General features: G+C 36.1%; 13 protein-coding genes. 3 read left to right on the top strand and 10 right to left on the bottom strand.

Features of this window, described 5'->3' with window-relative positions; all coding sequences use genetic code 11:
• Positions 1-3 precede the first annotated feature (3 nt).
• From Q4503_RS00525 to Q4503_RS00515, 3 genes are read right to left on the bottom strand one after another with little or no spacing between them, the layout of a single operon-like run.
• Positions 4-3,174 carry a Z1 domain-containing protein gene (locus Q4503_RS00525; RefSeq protein ID WP_303601092.1) on the bottom strand — a complete coding sequence of 1,057 codons (3,171 nt, stop codon included), beginning with the start codon at positions 3,172-3,174 and terminating at the stop codon, positions 4-6.
• A complete protein-coding gene (locus Q4503_RS00520) occupies positions 3,174-4,688 on the bottom strand; it encodes an ATP-binding protein (RefSeq protein ID WP_303601091.1) in 1,515 nt (504 codons plus the stop codon). The genes Q4503_RS00525 and Q4503_RS00520 overlap by 1 nt, the downstream gene beginning before the upstream one ends.
• Positions 4,689-4,692: 4 nt before the next feature.
• Entirely contained in the window at positions 4,693-6,615 is a 1,923-nt protein-coding gene (locus tag Q4503_RS00515) for a methyltransferase domain-containing protein (protein ID WP_303601090.1), read from the bottom strand.
• Between the two features lie 379 nt (positions 6,616-6,994).
• Here Q4503_RS00515 and Q4503_RS00510 point away from each other — a divergent pair, with 379 nt between their 5' ends.
• Both Q4503_RS00510 and yghU read left to right on the top strand, forming a co-directional pair.
• Positions 6,995-7,546, top strand: coding sequence for a carboxymuconolactone decarboxylase family protein (locus Q4503_RS00510; RefSeq protein ID WP_215971714.1), 552 nt, complete (start codon positions 6,995-6,997; stop codon positions 7,544-7,546).
• A gap of 36 nt (positions 7,547-7,582) precedes the next feature.
• Positions 7,583-8,440: a glutathione-dependent disulfide-bond oxidoreductase gene (gene yghU / locus Q4503_RS00505; protein ID WP_215971713.1), complete on the top strand. Its 858-nt coding sequence runs from the start codon at positions 7,583-7,585 to the stop codon at positions 8,438-8,440.
• 380 nt (positions 8,441-8,820) lie between these two features.
• Here yghU and rpoH read toward each other — a convergent pair whose 3' ends face one another.
• From rpoH to ftsY, 4 genes are all read right to left on the bottom strand, one after another.
• Positions 8,821-9,675: an RNA polymerase sigma factor RpoH gene (rpoH, locus tag Q4503_RS00500; RefSeq protein ID WP_215971712.1), complete on the bottom strand. Its 855-nt coding sequence runs from the start codon at positions 9,673-9,675 to the stop codon at positions 8,821-8,823.
• 261 nt (positions 9,676-9,936) lie between these two features.
• Positions 9,937-10,914, bottom strand: a complete 978-nt coding sequence (gene ftsX, locus Q4503_RS00495) for a permease-like cell division protein FtsX (protein WP_303601089.1) — start codon at positions 10,912-10,914, stop codon at positions 9,937-9,939.
• Positions 10,907-11,605 (bottom strand): cell division ATP-binding protein FtsE, encoded by a 699-nt coding sequence (gene ftsE, locus Q4503_RS00490; RefSeq protein ID WP_215971710.1) that lies wholly within the window; start codon positions 11,603-11,605, stop codon positions 10,907-10,909. The genes ftsX and ftsE overlap by 8 nt, the downstream gene beginning before the upstream one ends.
• Before the next feature lie 48 nt (positions 11,606-11,653).
• Positions 11,654-13,147 carry a signal recognition particle-docking protein FtsY gene (gene ftsY / locus Q4503_RS00485; protein ID WP_303601233.1) on the bottom strand — a complete coding sequence of 498 codons (1,494 nt, stop codon included), beginning with the start codon at positions 13,145-13,147 and terminating at the stop codon, positions 11,654-11,656.
• A 146-nt stretch (positions 13,148-13,293) separates the two neighbouring features.
• Here ftsY and rsmD point away from each other — a divergent pair, with 146 nt between their 5' ends.
• Complete coding sequence (gene rsmD / locus Q4503_RS00480; protein ID WP_215971894.1) at positions 13,294-13,878, top strand: 16S rRNA (guanine(966)-N(2))-methyltransferase RsmD; 585 nt, start codon at positions 13,294-13,296, stop codon at positions 13,876-13,878.
• A 91-nt stretch (positions 13,879-13,969) separates the two neighbouring features.
• On the opposite strand, the gene Q4503_RS00475 is transcribed toward rsmD, so the two are convergent.
• From Q4503_RS00475 to Q4503_RS00465, 3 genes are all read right to left on the bottom strand, one after another.
• On the bottom strand, positions 13,970-15,547 hold the full coding sequence (locus Q4503_RS00475) for a serine hydrolase (RefSeq protein WP_215971709.1): 1,578 nt from the start codon (positions 15,545-15,547) through the stop codon (positions 13,970-13,972).
• Between the two features lie 28 nt (positions 15,548-15,575).
• Complete coding sequence (locus tag Q4503_RS00470; protein WP_303601088.1) at positions 15,576-16,175, bottom strand: YjaG family protein; 600 nt, start codon at positions 16,173-16,175, stop codon at positions 15,576-15,578.
• A 135-nt stretch (positions 16,176-16,310) separates the two neighbouring features.
• Positions 16,311-17,075 (bottom strand): SapC family protein, encoded by a 765-nt coding sequence (locus tag Q4503_RS00465; RefSeq protein ID WP_215971707.1) that lies wholly within the window; start codon positions 17,073-17,075, stop codon positions 16,311-16,313.
• Between the last annotated feature and the right edge of the window lie 170 nt (positions 17,076-17,245).

Here is a 17,245-nt window from a genome sequence, read left to right as displayed (position 1 = left end):
TTGCTACTCCTGACTATCATCAGGTAACGAGGAGTCTTCATCCGAGTATTCATCCAAGTATTCGTCTTCATCTAAGTCGTAATCTCCTTGGACATAAATACCACCGGGGTCATTTTCTATCGGGGGGAAACCTATTGCGTAACCAACAAGTGGAACATTCAAGTTAATATCATTCTTTTCTACATAATCCATGAATTCGAGATCCTCTTTACCTGATTCATGATTAAATGAATAATGAGAATCAAATAAATAGATAATAAGAACCGCTTCATCCTCACTCATTCTCTCTCTATAGACTCTTTCAGGTATTGTTTTTATTTCCTTTCTAGCCTCATCTTTAGTTAATAAGGGGTTCTTCTTTTGAATATCTCTTATTTTATCTTCATAAAATTGATTTTCAGCTCTTTCTATTGTCGTTTCATTTAACCTAACACTTAAGTCTTTAGGTGAAGAAATTATGTTCGCATTTTTACCTGTCATATGGAACTTGTGGTCTTTCAGGAAGCTTTTTCGATATTCACTTTGGGTTGGGCCACGTCTTATTGATAATTCAACCTCATCAATAAGGTTAGAATCTAAAGGGCATAAGATTTTTTTTCCTTGTCCATTTGGTCCTTTTGCGGAACCAGTTGTTTTGAGTACAACAGACCAGTTAACTAATTTTTTCTTCTGATTACATAACTCAATAAATTTCACCATTGTAGTTACATCATCTGAGTGGAAGTTATTTTCTTGGTTTAATAAGGATATGATTTCAGTACCAGTAGCTTTGTATGATAGAAAACCTTTAGGTGTATCGACAGTATTCTTAAATCTAGGAGCTAGCTCACGCTTAAAGTTATCCCATACTCGTTCAATTTTAGATTTTTTTACATCAAAGGTAGTCGTCATTTCCAACTGATCTTGATAAGACCACTTTACATCTATCGTATTTTTAAGAATTGAAGGTCTAGTAATTTTTAATACACCGGGATGCTTCTTTACTCGTAAAACAAATTTTTCAGGTGAACTTCCTCTTCGAGACATTTTATTAAATTCATGTTCTAATTCTTCAATGCATTTTGTTGTTTGATTGTATTTATTTATAGCGTCTTCTGTGGTAAATAACTTACAACAATCAAGATAACCAGGGCGATAACCAAACCAACGCCCCATTTGAAGTAAAGAGTCAGAGTAATTAGTATTCCTTATAAAATAGTTAATTGTTAAACCTTCTAATGTAAACCCACGTGAAAGTTTGTTCCCACCTATCGCAATAAATTTTTTAGCTGTTGTTTTAGGGTATTCTAGCTCTTGTTGCGCAATACTATTTACAGCCTTTACTTCGATATCTTTAACAGCATCAGGCAAATACTTTTTCACTGAATCAAACACCATTGGAGTTAAAAATTCATCTGAATACTTCTGCGGTAAATAGTTACGTATCGTTTCGACTATTTTTGCATAATATTTGTACCAGATTTTTTCAATCTCAAAATATATCGATTGCACTGATTGAGGATCATCATTTAATATTGATAAAGACACTTCTGATAAATATTTTGAGATTAATGTACTTGTTTTATTTTGCCATAAAGTGAATCTAGAAATATGAACTAGCATGGTATGATGCTGCTGATATAGAGCTGAATGTATCATTTCTGGTTTACGTTTTTCTCTAATAGCTATTGATAATATAAAGCAAATCACGGCTTCCTTTAAAGATTCAGGGAGCTTTTTAGGAAAGTTATCATAAGCCTTACTAGCCCTAGTATTTTTTCTATATTCTGCATAAGAACCAAAGAGAAGATCTTCATCAAGTTCTCCTTTTTCATCCCATTCTTTTTTATTTGCATAGTTTACTACACCTATAGGCTCTCCAATATCAGTTACTCGCGTAGGAAATTCAGAAACATAGTCATTAATAGGGCTGGATAACAAAGGGATTTTTTCTCCTTCAGCCTTATTATCAATTACAGCTAAAGTCTCAAATATTTGTTTCGCTCCAATATAATTTGAGGGAGAATTTAATAAGAAAATAAAATCATCAGGGAAAATATTATCAACTTGCTGTAGGAATTTTTTTTGTCTTTCTTTTTTTATTTTAAATTCAATCTGCCAATCTTTGGTTGGCTGAATATTTCTATCTTGAAGAACATTGGCAAACGGTGTTGCGGTATACCCTAAATAAGATTTTTTGTGAAAAAGTTGTAATAAAGCTCTTATATGACCGTTGATTTTAGAAGCATACTCATGACCTTTAGCGCCTTCATTGTTCAATGAAGCATTATCAGCTTCATCATCAATAATTAAGAAAGGAATATTATGCTTGCCTTTATCTTCATCTAAATAATCATGTAACCAGACAATTAAATTTCTAAGTACACTTACATTTTTCTTACAGACAAGAATATTAGTATGATTTAATGAAAAGTCAGCATCTGCAAGACTCTTCTTGAAATCAGAATTTGAAGATGTAATAGAAACTACTTGCCTAATATCTGAGTTACCAAGTTGACCAAATCGAGTAATATTACCAACACCTTTGACACCTTTTTTCCCTGAATCCTCGTCAAAACCTTCGCCAATAACATCGTTTTCTATGCGTTGCTGTGTTTGGCTACGTAAATCTTCCATAATTCCAGACAAAATAATTATTAACCCGTAGCCTGAATCAACTGCCCTATTAATAACAGCGTTAAAGTTACCTGTTTTACCTGATTGAACCTCACCAACAACCAACCCTTTAATATAGAATTCGTCTGTTGAAGACGGATCTCCTAGTTTTCCAATAATCTCCTCACTTGAGCGTGCTGTTTCCTTTATTATTGAATCAGAACGACCTGTCTTTTCTAACTGTCTGAGGTAACGACTTGTATAATTCCATTGTATCTTTTGTATTTTTTCATCTGTTAGCCAAGACTTTTTATTATCCTTGTTAATTGAACTACTAGGATCTATTTCGGTTGGATTAAGAGATAAGTATTCTTTTCTTGCCAAATCAAAATAACTTTTTAAAGATATTTCATCTACTTTGGGTAAACCTAACATAGGAGCTATAATAGGTATGTTATTCTTAACCTGATTAAAAATAACCTCAAAATCAGCAAGCGTAAGTTCTCTGTTTTCAGATACATTTTTAACTTCCACTTTTATCATTTTTTTTATTTGTTCTACATATTCGTGAGCGGACACTATTTATTTCCTTTTAATAATCCTAAAACGTCTTGAGGGAGGCTTTCTAAGGTGTAGCCTAGTTCAGGTATTACATATTGACTAATAGTAGCGGAATTAACGCCTCTACTTTTCAAATCCTTAATATTCATAATAAGTTCTTCCTTAGACAAACTTTCATCATCTAAGAAGTTTTGATTGGTTTGAGTAGATCTAATTTTATTAATTCGAGTATTAACCATAGCTAGAAGCATATTAAATTTTGCGGTTTGATTTTTATCTAAATCTAAGAGAAGACTCCGAACTAATTCGAAATCTCTATTAACCTCAAGTACAGGCCCTTTACTTGAGGTCTTTCGTTCAAATAAATGAATGTTATTTCTTTCTTTAGTTTCTTTAAACTGTTGTATGCCTTTATTAAAGAACTCTCTTTCTGCTTCAAGCTTAAGATCGTCAATATAATTTTTAAAAGCGCTTTTTAATTCATGAGGAATAATTACTTGTGATTTAGCAACATTTAAATGAAGCAAATGATCAGCATTATTACCTATCTCTACTTGTAAGCGTGCCAATTGAAGACGAGGCGCTTTCCTAATTAATCCATTCCAGCCACCAAATAAAATCAACCTATTGGCACGGTAGATATAAATACCTTCCATATCCATTAAGCTTCTTTTTTTCGTGGCCCATATTGATATCCCTTCTTTTGATTCTTTGATACTTCTCGAAGGTAAAACAAACCCTTCAATTTTAATTGAATCATTACCGAAGTTTCTTTTCCTGAACTCTAATGAACGAAAGTCTTTTTCTTTTGTAGGAAAAGGATTAAAGGGTTCCAATAGTTGATTGTTTATTCTTATTTCAATCTTATTTTTTTCCATGAAGCGATGAAAAACTAAGCTTAAGTGATCTGCTATGATGTCGATTTCTTTCAAAAGAGCATTTTCTCGATTTTTTTCTTTTAAATATTGTTCAAATTTATATAGCCCTTCCCAAACAATTACAGTATTAGCATCAAAGTTCTCGAAACCATTAAACCGAGAGGTACTTATCTCTTGGTACTGTGCCATTTTATTTTTAATACTTTCTGGGGAATTAACAAGAAGATTCCATTGATTACTTTTAAGTAACTCTAAATCCCAAGTTCGAGCTGAATATGTCTCTGTTCCTCTAACACGGGATAAAGTAGTAAATTTTCTAGTTTGAGAAAAAGAAGCTGTTTTCATTCCTAGTCCGAATCGACCTAAATCACTATTCAATCTTTCATCATCAGGTGATTGACTAGGAAAGCGCATACATTTTTTGAGTGCCTCCTCATTCATGCCTGTACCATTATCAGCAATAAACAATGTATAAGGGGCAATATTAGTATCAATTAATATCTCTATTTTAGAAGCATCAGCTGAAATAGAATTGTCAATCAAATCAGCTAGAGCAGCTTCAAAGCTATACCCTTGCTCAGAAATTGATTTAATCAAATATTCTGGATTTGGGGTAACATCTTCAAAAAAGTTACCTTCAATAAAATCATTCATATCTTTACCATTCCCTCAACTGCTGCATTTCTTTCAATCGCCCACGTTGCATCACGAGTGCTTCAAACAAATCATCTATTGATTCATTGTCTGAGTTTAACCCCGGTAGGGCAATATTCGCTTCGGCAAAGAAGCGTTTACGTTGACGATTTGCAACTTGTGTTTCAACGGTGATTTCTGGTGTTTCAGGAAACATCTTAGTGCTGATTGCATAACCAGCGGACATCTCATTTACTTCATCTTTCTGTGCTGTTGTAACAGCTTTTGTATTTATATCGGCTTGTTTATTGTCAGTTGTCACATCATTAAGCCATGCTGCTTGCCACCAATGTTGAATACGTTCTTTCGATTGCGTTAACTTATGCTCAGTGGGTAGTCGGTCGCTTTTTTGATTGTTGATAACGCTATCGGTGGGCAGTAAATTCCATAAATCGTTATTTGGCCAGCGCGAAAATGGCATGCTGTGGTCAATATCGTATTTGTCGTTTAATGATTTAGCCGACCAAACACATTGCGCTACTTCAGGTGACTTGTGCTTTACTTGCTCAAAACGTTTACGTACTTCTGTGGTGGTGCGCACAGGCTCTAACCAGTTTAACGCTTGATGTAAATAGTATTGGTTTTCAGGTGATGCGTGTTGGCTGTTCCCCGCATAACCCGCCATGGTTTTCACCCATTCGCTGACTAAAACAGGTTCAATCCAACAAGCGTAGCGATTAAAAGCCAACCAAGTTGATTCTGGTAATGAAAATTCACCCCATTGTTCAAGTGATTGTAAATCAAGAAACAAGCTATCTTTCGCTTTAACGGTTCTATTGGCTACTTCAAATACAGGCTTGTCGCTGTTAGATTCCTGATTCGGAAAGGTAATGTATTTACACGGCATATTTTTAATATTACTTACCGCCGCCGATAATGTTTTATGTAGTGCAATAGCATCATTACCGACAAACAAGTTGCCAATACGATAATCTGATGCTGTTCTGTGGGTTAATTTGTGCCATCCATCGGCTTTCATAAAGCCCATATTAGGGTTTTTATTCGGGGTTTGAAAAAGCTTCCGGTCATCAATTAAATCTTTGTATTGATGACACCAGTAAAGCGCCACTAAACCAGCAGGTAAAATAACTCGGTCACCAAAAGGTGAGCTTTCTCTACGAAGTACAGCACCGGGGTGACCATCAGCAATGCGCAGTAAAACTCTTAACAAGGCGAGCTTATGTGTCGCAGATTTACCGTCGTTTAAGGCAACGTGGCGAATAAAAGGGAAAGCACCGCTACCATCGTCTGGTAATTGCAGCACCACGGTTTGCCAAGAAACATGATTACGGCCTAGTTTATCTGTTTCTTTTACGGTTTCTAGCTTGGTAAATAAACCAACGTCGGCAGCCAGTTGTTTTAATTCATCGGCACACACATCAAACATTTTTCGGGTTTTGTAGTCGTTTTCTGTTTGACCATGACGCAGTGAAATAACGAGTTTGCCGCCAGGTTTAAGTAGGTTTGCCAATTTACGTATTGAACGAGCGCGATCACTCGGTGGAATATGCATCCAAACAGCACTGAGTAAAATTAAATCAAAACTAACTTCTTGTTGAGTCACCTTGGTGAGTGCTGGTAATGAATCGTCTAGCCATTTTACCTTGATATCTTTTGTCGTATTTTGCCCAATAAGTGCCAATGATTGTGCCGGTTCAACAGCAAAAATTTGAATATTATTGTTGGTTTGATGAGTGTGGGCAGCTAGTTCGGCAAAGTATTTAGCATCACGGCCTGAGCCTGCTCCAAGATCTAAAATACGCGCATTAGGATTTTCAATTATTGATGGCAAAAGCTGCAACCAACTTTGGTGAACCTCTTCAAACGACTTGGAAAGGTATTGTTGCGCTAATCCTGTAGCATTATCGTTATAAAATCGATTGTTCAATTACTTAACCCTAAGTGTCACTGAAACATACAAATTTTTCTTCCATGTTAGTTAGAATCTCAAACCTTCTCAGTATTGTCAAAGTTAATTCTTTAAAACGCTATTAAGATCAATATATTAATTTGCTTCGCTTCTTGCTTGTATTTTCTCTATACCTTAACTAATTCTTAAATCGAGCTCATGAAATTAATCGCTAAATAAAGAATTCCTGATTATCTAATCCCTTAATTAATAAAGAAATAGTGTTAACTGGGCCTAATGTAAACACGAAAAGTTTTTAAACTAAGTTGACTTTAATATACCGATAGGTACAATACATCCAATTCACAGATACCGATCGGTACAAATTAATATAAATCAATACAAATAGGAAAATATTATGACAACATTAACTACGCACACAATTGAATCAGCACCAGCAGCAAGCAAGCCATTATTAGAAGGTTCAGTAAAGGCATTCGGCATGTTACCAAACTTGCATGGCGTTTTAGCAAGCTCTCCTCAAGCACTTGAAGGCTATCAAATACTTCACAAGTTATTTGGTGAAACTTCATTTGATGCAGAAGAGTTAACGGTTGTTTGGCAAGGAATCAATGTTGAGCACGGTTGTCACTATTGTGTACCAGCGCATACAGGTATTGCTCATTCAATGAAGGTTAATCCTGAGTTAACAGAAGCGTTACGTAATCAAGAATCAATGCCAACAGCTAAGTTACAAGCATTATTAGATATGACGCTTATTATTGTGCGTAATCGTGGTAATGTAACGCAAGAAGAATTGAATAAATTCTACGAAGCTGGTTATGGTGAACAACAAGTTTTAGAAATTATATTAGGCCTTGCTCAAAAAGTAATTAGTAACTACACGAATCACATTGGCAATACACCTGTTGATGATGCATTTGCACAGTTTGCTTGGACTAAAAAGTAAGACTACAACGCATATTTACGTTTAGGAGTGACAATAATGTTAGAGCAATATATACCACCCGAAATTTGGACTCATGACGCTGAAAGTGGCGGTAAGTGGGCCAATATCAATCGTCCCGTTTCTGGTGCGACACATGATAAAGCCTTACCTATTGGAGAACATCCGTTACAGTTGTATTCCATGGGTACGCCAAATGGCCAAAAAATAACAATCATGCTAGAAGAGCTATTGGCACTAGGTAAAGATGCACAATATGATGCTCACATGATTAAAATTGGTGAAGGTGATCAGTTTTCATCGGGTTTTGTAACCATTAATCCTAACTCTAAAATTCCAGTGCTAGTTGATAACAGTTATGACACGCCACTGCCTGTTTTTGAATCGGCCTCAATTTTAGTGTACTTAGCAGAGAAGTTTGATGTTTTGTTGCCAAAAGACACTGTTAAGCGCGCACAGGTGATGAATTGGTTATTTTGGTTACATGGCTCTGCACCTTATTTAGGTGGCGGCTTTGGACACTTCTATAATTATGCTCCGGAAAAATTTGAATATGCGATTGATCGTTTTACCATGGAAATTAAACGACAATTAGATGTGTTAGATAAGCAGCTAGCCAAAAATGAATTCATTGCGGGTGATGAGCTAAGTATCGCCGATATTGCAACGTGGCCATGGTATGGCAACCTAGTATTAGGAGAGCTTTACAGCGCTAAAACATTCCTACAAGTAGATGATTACACACATGTTCAACGTTGGGCAAAAGCAATGTTAGCTCGTCCAGCTTTTCAACGTGGCCGTATCGTCAATAAAACTTGGGGAGAAGCGTGGGAACAGCTTGAGAATCGTCACAACGCTGAAGACATTGATAAGGTGTTAGCGCTACAGCCTGAATAACCTGGGCTTAATAACAACTTAAGTTATTAACTTAGCTGAAATAGCACAACAAATACTAAGGCAAAACAACATTACAGTTGTTTTGCCTTTTTTGTATCTGCACATTGGTCGCGACCTAACCACCTTATAACGTTTTCATCGTTACCGCTTATAACAAAGCAGCAATAACGCGGCAAGAATAAACAAACGACAATGCCTTACCCTTTATTTATACCTAGTTATGCTGATAACCAACTCAGCATAAATATTACCAGTAATTGTCAACTTAAACGGCTGTTAACGCGATAGTATTAACAGTATTGATAAGAGTACAGACGATAAAAACAAAAAACCGGCTAATGCCGGTTTTTATTATGTTAAACAAGTTTTACACAGGTTGCTTACAGAACCATAGTGCTTTTAAGCTTGTTCAACGCATTTTTCTCTAATTGACGAACACGTTCAGCAGAAATTTGGTATTTGTCAGCCAAATCTTGCAACGTTGTTTTGTCTTCTGCTAACCAACGCGTTTTAATAATGTCTTGGCTACGTTCATCTAACGCAACTAATGCTGTCGATAAACGTGTGTTTGCATGATCTTCCCAGTTAGCATTTTCTACTTCAACGGCTAAATCTGATTGTTTATCTTCCAGATATAACGCCGGAGAGAAGTTTCCAGCACTTGCGCCATCATCTTCGTCTGAAGACAATTCAAATGCTTGGTCATGGCTGCTCATGCGATTTTCCATTTCCAACACATCTTTAGTGCTTACACCTAATGTTTCAGCAACTGTATTTACTTCATCATTACTGAACCAACCTAAACGCTTTTTATTTTTACGTAGGTTAAAGAATAATTTACGTTGTGCTTTTGTAGTTGCAACTTTAACTATGCGCCAGTTTTTTAAAACAAACTCATGAATTTCTGCTTTGATCCAATGAACTGCAAATGACACTAAACGTACACCCACCTCAGGGTTAAAACGTTTAACAGCTTTCATTAAGCCAACGTTGCCTTCTTGTACCAAATCGGCTTGTGCTAAGCCATAGCCTGAATAACCTTTAGCTACATGAATAACAAAACGTAAATGCGACATAATAAGCTTTTGTGCAGCTTGTAAATCATTGTCATTATAGAGGCGAGTCGCGAGATCTTGCTCTTCTTCAGCGGTAAGCATAGGAATGCTATATGCTGATTGCATGTAAGATTCAATACTGCCACTTCGTGGTACGGTAAGTTGCATTGTATCACTCATATAAATAACCTCTGTTTTTTACCAAATTTTTTTACTTAAAAAAGATTTCTTCACTCGAAATTATAACATAAATGAAGCTAGTTAACTATAGATGCCTTGCTAGCAACCTTGAGCGAGCATAAACATTATCTTAATAGATAGGGCAAAACAAGATGAACTTTCATTAATTTTATGAAATATTTGTTAAAAAGTGTGTTTTATCGGTTTTTTATTTAAAAAACATAAAGATAACTTAATAACGAATAATGTGTGAAATCAAGATTATTCTGCGTTAGGTTCAATAGCACGAATATGTTTACGTACAGAGATATAGCTACCTGCTAAACCTAAAATAACCGCTATCGCTATCAGCAATAAAGCTTCATTAAATGCTAAGCCCTGTAATTGGAAATTACTTTGATATAAATCAGTTAATTCACTGATAGAGCCAGTTAAATATTGCGCCAATATTGCGACTGATAAACACGATAATAATCCGCCAAAAACCCCATACCACATGCCACTATACAAAAAAGGTCTTTGGATGAAGCTGTCTGTTGCGCCAACAAGTTTCATTACAGCAATCGCATCTTTTTGGTTCAAAATTGCTAAGCGAATAGTGTTACCTACAATTAATACCACCGACAGACATAATAGCAAAGCAACACCAATCACAATATCTTCTATAAGACGTGCTACAGCTTCTAGACGTGTTAGCCATTCTAAATCAAGTTTACCTTGATCAACTTCACGTTCTTGTTTTAGTTTTGCTAATAATTCATTGGCGGCACTGGCTTGACTAGAACGCTCGGTAGGCGAGACTAAAATAGTTGCTGGCAAAGGATTTTCATTCAAATATTCTAACGATTCGCCAAAACCAGATAATATTTTAAACTCTTTCAGCGCTTGCTGAGCAGAAATATAGCGAACGTCACTCACTTCCGAATATAACTTAATACGTTTTACTAGGTTCTCTGCACTTTTTTCTGTGGTGGATAATTTTAAAAAAAGCGTGATTTGTGATGCACTGTCCCATTGTTCACTCACTTGCTGAGCATTTTTTACAAACAAATGTAATGTTGCTGGTAAGGCTAAGCTAATACCTAAGACAAACACGGTCATTACTGAGGTAAAAGGTGTTCGCCATAAGTCACCTAAACTGCCCACAGCTTGTTGTAAGTGACGAATAGGTAAGGTTAATAAGCTTCTTAAAAATGAAGTTCGTTGACTTAATCCACTTGAGTGTAAGTTGTTACTCATAAGCCGCTCCTTGTGCCTGTAAACCATCAACAATACCATCATTAATCATGGTACCTTCTTTTAATGTTAAGGTGCGATATCTCATGCGAGCAATTAAGCCAAGATCATGTGTTGCAATAAGTACCGTAACACCGGCGGCATTAAATTCTTCAAAGAGGCGAATAATATCAAGGGATAATTTTGGATCTAAGTTACCAGTAGGTTCATCAGCAAGCAGAATGGGGGGTTTATTAACAATAGCGCGAGCAATGCCAACCCGCTGTTGTTCTCCACCTGACAACATATGAGGAAAACACTTTAGTTTTGCACTTAAATGTACTTTATCTAGCGCAGTTTCAACACGTTTTTTAATTTCTCGGTGGCTAACGCCTTCAATAATTAATGGTAAGGCTACATTATCAAAAACGGTTCGGTCTTTAAGTAGGTTATGGCTTTGAAAAATCATGCCTATGCCACGTCGAACATAAGGAATTTGATTATAAGTAATGCTAGCAAGTTCGGTGTTGTTAACCAATATACTACCCGAACTTGGTTTTTCCATCATAGAGATTAGCTTTAGGAGCGTACTTTTACCTGCACCTGAATGACCTGTTAGAAAGGCCATTTCACCGGCTTGTAGCTCGAAGTTCACTTGTTTTAAAGCAAGAAAACCACCAGGATAAGTTTTGTTTACATGGCTAAAGCTAATCATAATTATTGTTTTTTAAGCATATTTTTAAAGAAGTCTTGTTTTAGTTTATTACTCTTTCACAAACAAAGCATCAATAAAATCATTACCATTAAATGGACGAAGATCATCAATACCTTCACCAACACCTAAATAGCGAATTGGAATATTATGTTTATCCGCAATGGCAAAGACCACACCACCTTTAGCTGTTCCGTCTAATTTAGTAACGGTTAAGCCAGTTAAACCAACGGCTTCATCAAATAACTTAGTTTGACTTAAGGCATTTTGACCTGTGCCAGCATCAAGGGTTAGCATAACTTCGTGAGGAGCATTTACATCGAGTTTTTTCATTACTCTAACAACTTTTTTAAGCTCTTCCATTAGGTGTGCTTTATTTTGTAAACGCCCTGCTGTATCAGCAATAATAACATCTATTTTACGTGCTTTAGCAGCACTTATTGCATCAAAAATTACTGATGCGCTATCAGCACCGGTATGTTGAGCAATAACGGGAATATTATTACGTTCGCCCCATACTTGTAATTGTTCTACTGCGGCAGCTCTAAAAGTATCACCTGCTGCTAACATAACCGATTTACCTTCGGCTTGAAATTGTTTTGCTAGCTTACCAATGGTTGTTGTTTTACCAACGCCGTTAACACCAACCATTAACATCACAAATGGTCCATCACTGTCAGGGATAACTAATGGTTGATCAACTTTTTCAATAACCTTTTTTAACTCTACTTTTAATAACTCGTAAAGCGCTTCAGCATCTTTTAACTGCTTACGATTAGCACTTTGCGTTAACGAGTCAATAATTTTCATGGTAGTTTCAATACCAATATCAGCCAATAGTAATTGAGTTTCTAGCTCTTCAAATAAATCATCATCAATTTGCTTGCCTCGGAACAGGTCAAATAAACCACCACCTAAATTTTGGCGTGTTTTACTTAAACCTTTTTTCAGTCGAGCAAAAAAGCCAAGTTTCTCTTCTTTTTTCTCTTCTATTTTCTCTTCTTCAATAACAGCTGGAACTTCAACTGCCTCAGGCGTTTCTAATATTTCAGGTTCATCTGCTGATTCATCAAGCGACTCAGTTGTTGCTATCACTTCTTCAGAAACAGGCAATTCAACTTCGGTAGAGACTGGTAATTCTGCCGCTACTTCTTCCGATGTAAAAGACTCAGGTTCTAGCTCCACAGCTTTGGCTGTAATAGGCTCTGGTACTACTTCCTTAGGGGTAAGCAACTCTGACTGTGGCTCTATTTCCGCAGGTGTGAGCGGCTCTGGCTCTATTTCCTTATGTGTGAGCGGCTCTGGCTCTGGCTCTGGCTCTGGCTCTGGCTCTGGCTCTGGCTCTGGCTCTGGCTCTGGCAGAATATCTTCAACCTTTACTTCTGCCTTAGCAATAACTTCTTCAGTAACACTAACGTCACCAGTTTCATTAACTTCTGTTTTATCAATAGTTTCTGATTCTATAGCTGCTTGTTCTGCAGGCGTATTATTTTCATCAACAGTTTCTTCTTTTGCTTTTCGGCCAAAACCTAGCCACCCAAACATACCTTTTTTCTTTTTAGACACTTTATTTGACCTAAGAGTAATTGCTGTATCTAAACGAATTCAACTAAAGGTTTCAGTTCGCTTGGATATCATTATGGTGTAAAATTGCCGCTATATTAGCATTAATAATGATAACTGTCAGCGATATGAGTCAAGGTAAAAAACAACAAAAGAAAAAGGCTGCATCAGGCAGCATTCGTATTATTGCTGGTAAGCATAAAGGTCGAAAATTACCAGTATTAGCAGCAGAGGGCTTAAGGCCAACAGCAGACCGTGTGAAAGAAACGCTCTTTAATTGGTTAATGCCTTATATTCATGGTGCAAACTGTTTAGATTGCTTTGCCGGTGCAGGTAGCCTAGGTTTTGAGGCGCTTTCTCGTGGAGCTGCTAACGTTCATTTAATGGAACTGAACAAAGCGGCAGCTAAACAATTATCGGCGAATAAGCAATTGCTGAAGTCTGACGATATTGTGGTATCTAATACAGACACCTTAGCGTTTTTAAAAACTCAAACACCGGTGAAATTTGATGTGGTTTTTATTGATCCCCCTTTTCGACAAAACTTAATTTCACAAACTTGTGAGCTATTAAACCAGGGTTGGTTGAGCGAACAAGCGCTTATTTATGTAGAAATGGAAGCGGAAAGTGATCAAGCATTACCTAGCAATTGGCAGCTATTAAAAGAAAAAATTGCCGGACAAGTTGCTTATCGTTTATATCAAAATAGTTAAAATAAACAATAGTGAGTTTTTATTCACTATTGTTTATTGAGCAGTAACAAATGCTTTATTGCACTTGTTACTGAATTACAGCTAAAGGCCTTTAGTTTTTAACGTTAGGTCTTAACTTCAAGTCATGAAAGTCAAAACTAAAGTCTGTGGCATTAGACACAGCTTTCATTGTGACATATTCAATTTCACCAACTTCATTCAAGTGAAAATTAACAAAAGCGTCAGCTTCAAGACTTCTATCATCCCAACGTACAATAAAGGTATTGTACTGATAATGCTCTAACTTACCTTTCAATTCAGGTGTATTAGTAAATTGCATATTAAGCTGGTTATTTTTATAAGTAACATTAATATCACCATACCAATTATCAGTATACATTTGTGCGTATGCTTTTAATCGTAATGAGTGAGACGAGTTTTTGTTAACGACATCTGCTGCTTTGGCTAATCGAACGGTTTCTTTCGCTTTTTGAGCTTCTCGTTTATCGTGAAAATAGGTTACCCAATCTTTAGGTGTTAGCTCTAGGTACTCATTTAATATTTCTAAATAAATAGCATTAAATGCATCGCCTGATTGCTGATTAGTTAAGATAACCATGGCTAAGTTTTCTTCTGGTACTACAACAACTTTTGACACCATACCCAAGATACCACCACTATGATGGATTAATTTCACACCATGATAGTCTTTTAAAAACCAACCTAAGCCATAAGCAGCAAAGTGAGTTTTATCTTGTTTAGTATCAGCGGCAGACACAGGTAAAATGGTACGCGCTTGCCACATGGCAGTGCTTTGCTCTGCTGAAAATAAACGTGCTTCTTGATTAGCGCTATTTGTATATGCGCCTTTGTTTAACAATGCTTTTAACCATAAGGTCATGTCGCTAACACTTGAGGCAACTGCACCAGCAGAAGTAAATTTTTCTAAAAAATTACCGCCAACAACAGTTAACTCACCTTCCATTGGCACATGAGCTCGTGCAACATTGTGGTTATTCTTAGGAATGAGAGAAAATGTTGGTCGAGTATTAGTCATACCTAATGGTGTAAAAATTCGCGCTTGAATAGCTTCTTGCCATGTCATTGAAGTTAATTTAGCAATAATTTCGCCAGCAATAACATACATTAAGTTATCGTAAGCAAACTCACTACGAAAACTAGACACTTGTGGTAAGTGTTTTAAGCCTTTAATTACATCAGCGTTAGTTAAGGTGGTTTGTGGCCAAATCATTAAATCGCCAGCACCTTTACCTAAACCAGAGTTATGTGATAATAAATCGATAATGGTGAATTCTCGGGTAACGTAAGGATCAGGCATTTGAAATTCAGGGATTATATCAATCACCTTAGTTTTCCAAGTTAGCTTACCTTCATCAACTAAGCTTGCCAAAATTGCCGCCGTCATCGCTTTGGTGTTTGATGCGATACCAAATAAAGTATCAGGTGTCACTTTATCGCTTTCGCCCGCTTCAATAACACCAAAGCCCTTGCTCATAACAACATTGTTGTCTTTGATAATTGCGACCGCAACACCAGGCACTTGAAAGGTTTTCATTGCTTTTTTGATTGTTGCTTCAATATTGTTAATTTTTTCTATCTGGCTAGTTGCTTGAGCCGTCAAAGATGAAAACAACACTAATACTGTCAGCGTTTTCTGTATTAAGTTCATGTGTGTACCTAAATTTTTGTAGACTAAATTATACTATCTCAATACCAAGGTTAGATAAGCCTTCAGATAAAACCATTTCTTTAGCTAACTGACATGAGCGTTTGTTTTCTGCAGCAAGCTTTAAAAAGTCAAAGAGTTCATCTTGGGTTTCTTTTTCCCAAACCGATAAAGGATGCTCGTTTACTTCAGCAGCTTGAACATCAGTTACGCCTTCATCAAGCAGTAACAGCTCAACGTAATAATTGACGCTGTTATTCGATAAACGACTAATACTGGTTATATCTTCATGCTCTTTGTCTTTACCATTAGATTGTATTAGCTGTAATAAAGACATCATTGCCATACAAACATCAAGAGCTGGGAAAACACCAAAAAAGTCAAAAGCTTCTGGATCAGGCGTTTGTTCTTCTAATTTATTCAGTTGCGCATTAACATTGATTTTAATTGCGTGGTTTTTATCTAACCACTGCCAAACTAAATCAAGTTGATTTCTCAAAATGGCATAATCACCAAACTGACTACTTTCACTGAACATTTGATAATTGGGTAACATGCGCTCTAATAATGCGCTAGCAAAGGCGACTTGTTGCCAATGACTTAATTTTTCAAAAGGGAGATGTATAGCCAAATTTTTTCTCATTTATGATAACAGCAAGACAACCATTATAAATGAGCTGCCCTCTTTAGTGGAGGTGTATTTTTTAGCAATAGAAGCAAAAAAGGAGCACAAGCTCCTTTTTTAATATTAACTATTCATGTGAAATTAGCTTTCTGCAGCAGCTTCTTGAACAGGAAGAATTTGTACGTTTGATACTTTCACTTCAGAAGAAAGGTTACGTAATTTAACTAAATTGTTAACTTGCGATAACGAACCTAACATTGAATAAATTGGTACAAATAAACCACGTTTGTGGAAATCTAGTACTTTATCATCTGATAAGTTTTTAACTTTTTCTTCATTAATAGTAAATATACCAATTAATTTCTTTTTCTCACCAGCTGCTAAAGTAATGTTTAGCTCAATTTCTTGCAGTAAGTCATTTTCTTGCAATTCTTTGATGAAGTTTTCTGTCATTCTTTCGTTGTCGTATAAACGGCCTAATGCTTTTTGTACATTAACAAGTACTTCAGACTCTTTACCATCTTCTTCAAATAATGCTAAATCTTTATCTTCACCTACAAATTCACTCTCAACATCAATACAAGCTGTTAATGTGTTTTCTTTGTCAGGATCTAAGCCTAGTGAAAAAGGAACCATTGAAATGCTTTGCGGCATTGATAAAGCTGTCCACTTATCATCTTGTAAAAATAAGTTCTCGCCTGCTTCTAAACCTAGCATAGCAACACTACGGAAACGCTCAGAATCTGGGTTTTTAACAAAAACAAGAGGGAAGCTTGCAGATGATTGTGCATACTCAGCTGCAGCAACAGGAATAATATTTTGTCCAGCTACGTGTGAAATATTGCGTGTATTAGAAATTTTTAAGTTTTGATGTTGTTCTTTTCTTACTGGAACGAAATTCGCCATGATTTATTCTCTTGTTTGGTGCTACTATTTATACACTGTTTAAATATAGGGGCACGTTTGTAATAATGTAATTGAATCAGTGAATTTAATTACTGTGTTCTTTTCGGTATAAGTAAGTTATGGAGGCAGCTGTTTTAGCTTTCAATGCCAAATTTAAAATAATTTACTAA

Source organism: Colwellia sp. 6_MG-2023 (genome assembly GCF_030547765.1).
Taxonomy (GTDB): Bacteria; Pseudomonadota; Gammaproteobacteria; order Enterobacterales; family Alteromonadaceae; genus Colwellia.
This window is presented reverse-complemented; position numbering and strand designations above follow the sequence as displayed.

Bases quoted from the DNA above. Each gene is read 5' to 3' on its own strand.
- Q4503_RS00510 (WP_215971714.1), top strand. From the start codon at position 6,995: ATGACAACATTAACTACGCACACAATTGAATCAGCACCAGCAGCAAGC.
- rsmD (WP_215971894.1), top strand. From the start codon at position 13,294: ATGAGTCAAGGTAAAAAACAACAAAAGAAAAAGGCTGCATCAGGCAGC.
- Q4503_RS00475 (WP_215971709.1), bottom strand. From the start codon at position 15,547: ATGAACTTAATACAGAAAACGCTGACAGTATTAGTGTTGTTTTCATCT.
- Q4503_RS00465 (WP_215971707.1), bottom strand. From the start codon at position 17,075: ATGGCGAATTTCGTTCCAGTAAGAAAAGAACAACATCAAAACTTAAAA.
- rpoH (WP_215971712.1), bottom strand. From the start codon at position 9,675: ATGAGTGATACAATGCAACTTACCGTACCACGAAGTGGCAGTATTGAA.
- Q4503_RS00520 (WP_303601091.1), bottom strand. From the start codon at position 4,688: ATGAATGATTTTATTGAAGGTAACTTTTTTGAAGATGTTACCCCAAAT.
- ftsX (WP_303601089.1), bottom strand. From the start codon at position 10,914: ATGAGTAACAACTTACACTCAAGTGGATTAAGTCAACGAACTTCATTT.
- ftsY (WP_303601233.1), bottom strand. From the start codon at position 13,147: ATGTTTGGGTGGCTAGGTTTTGGCCGAAAAGCAAAAGAAGAAACTGTT.
- ftsE (WP_215971710.1), bottom strand. From the start codon at position 11,605: ATGATTAGCTTTAGCCATGTAAACAAAACTTATCCTGGTGGTTTTCTT.
- yghU (WP_215971713.1), top strand. From the start codon at position 7,583: ATGTTAGAGCAATATATACCACCCGAAATTTGGACTCATGACGCTGAA.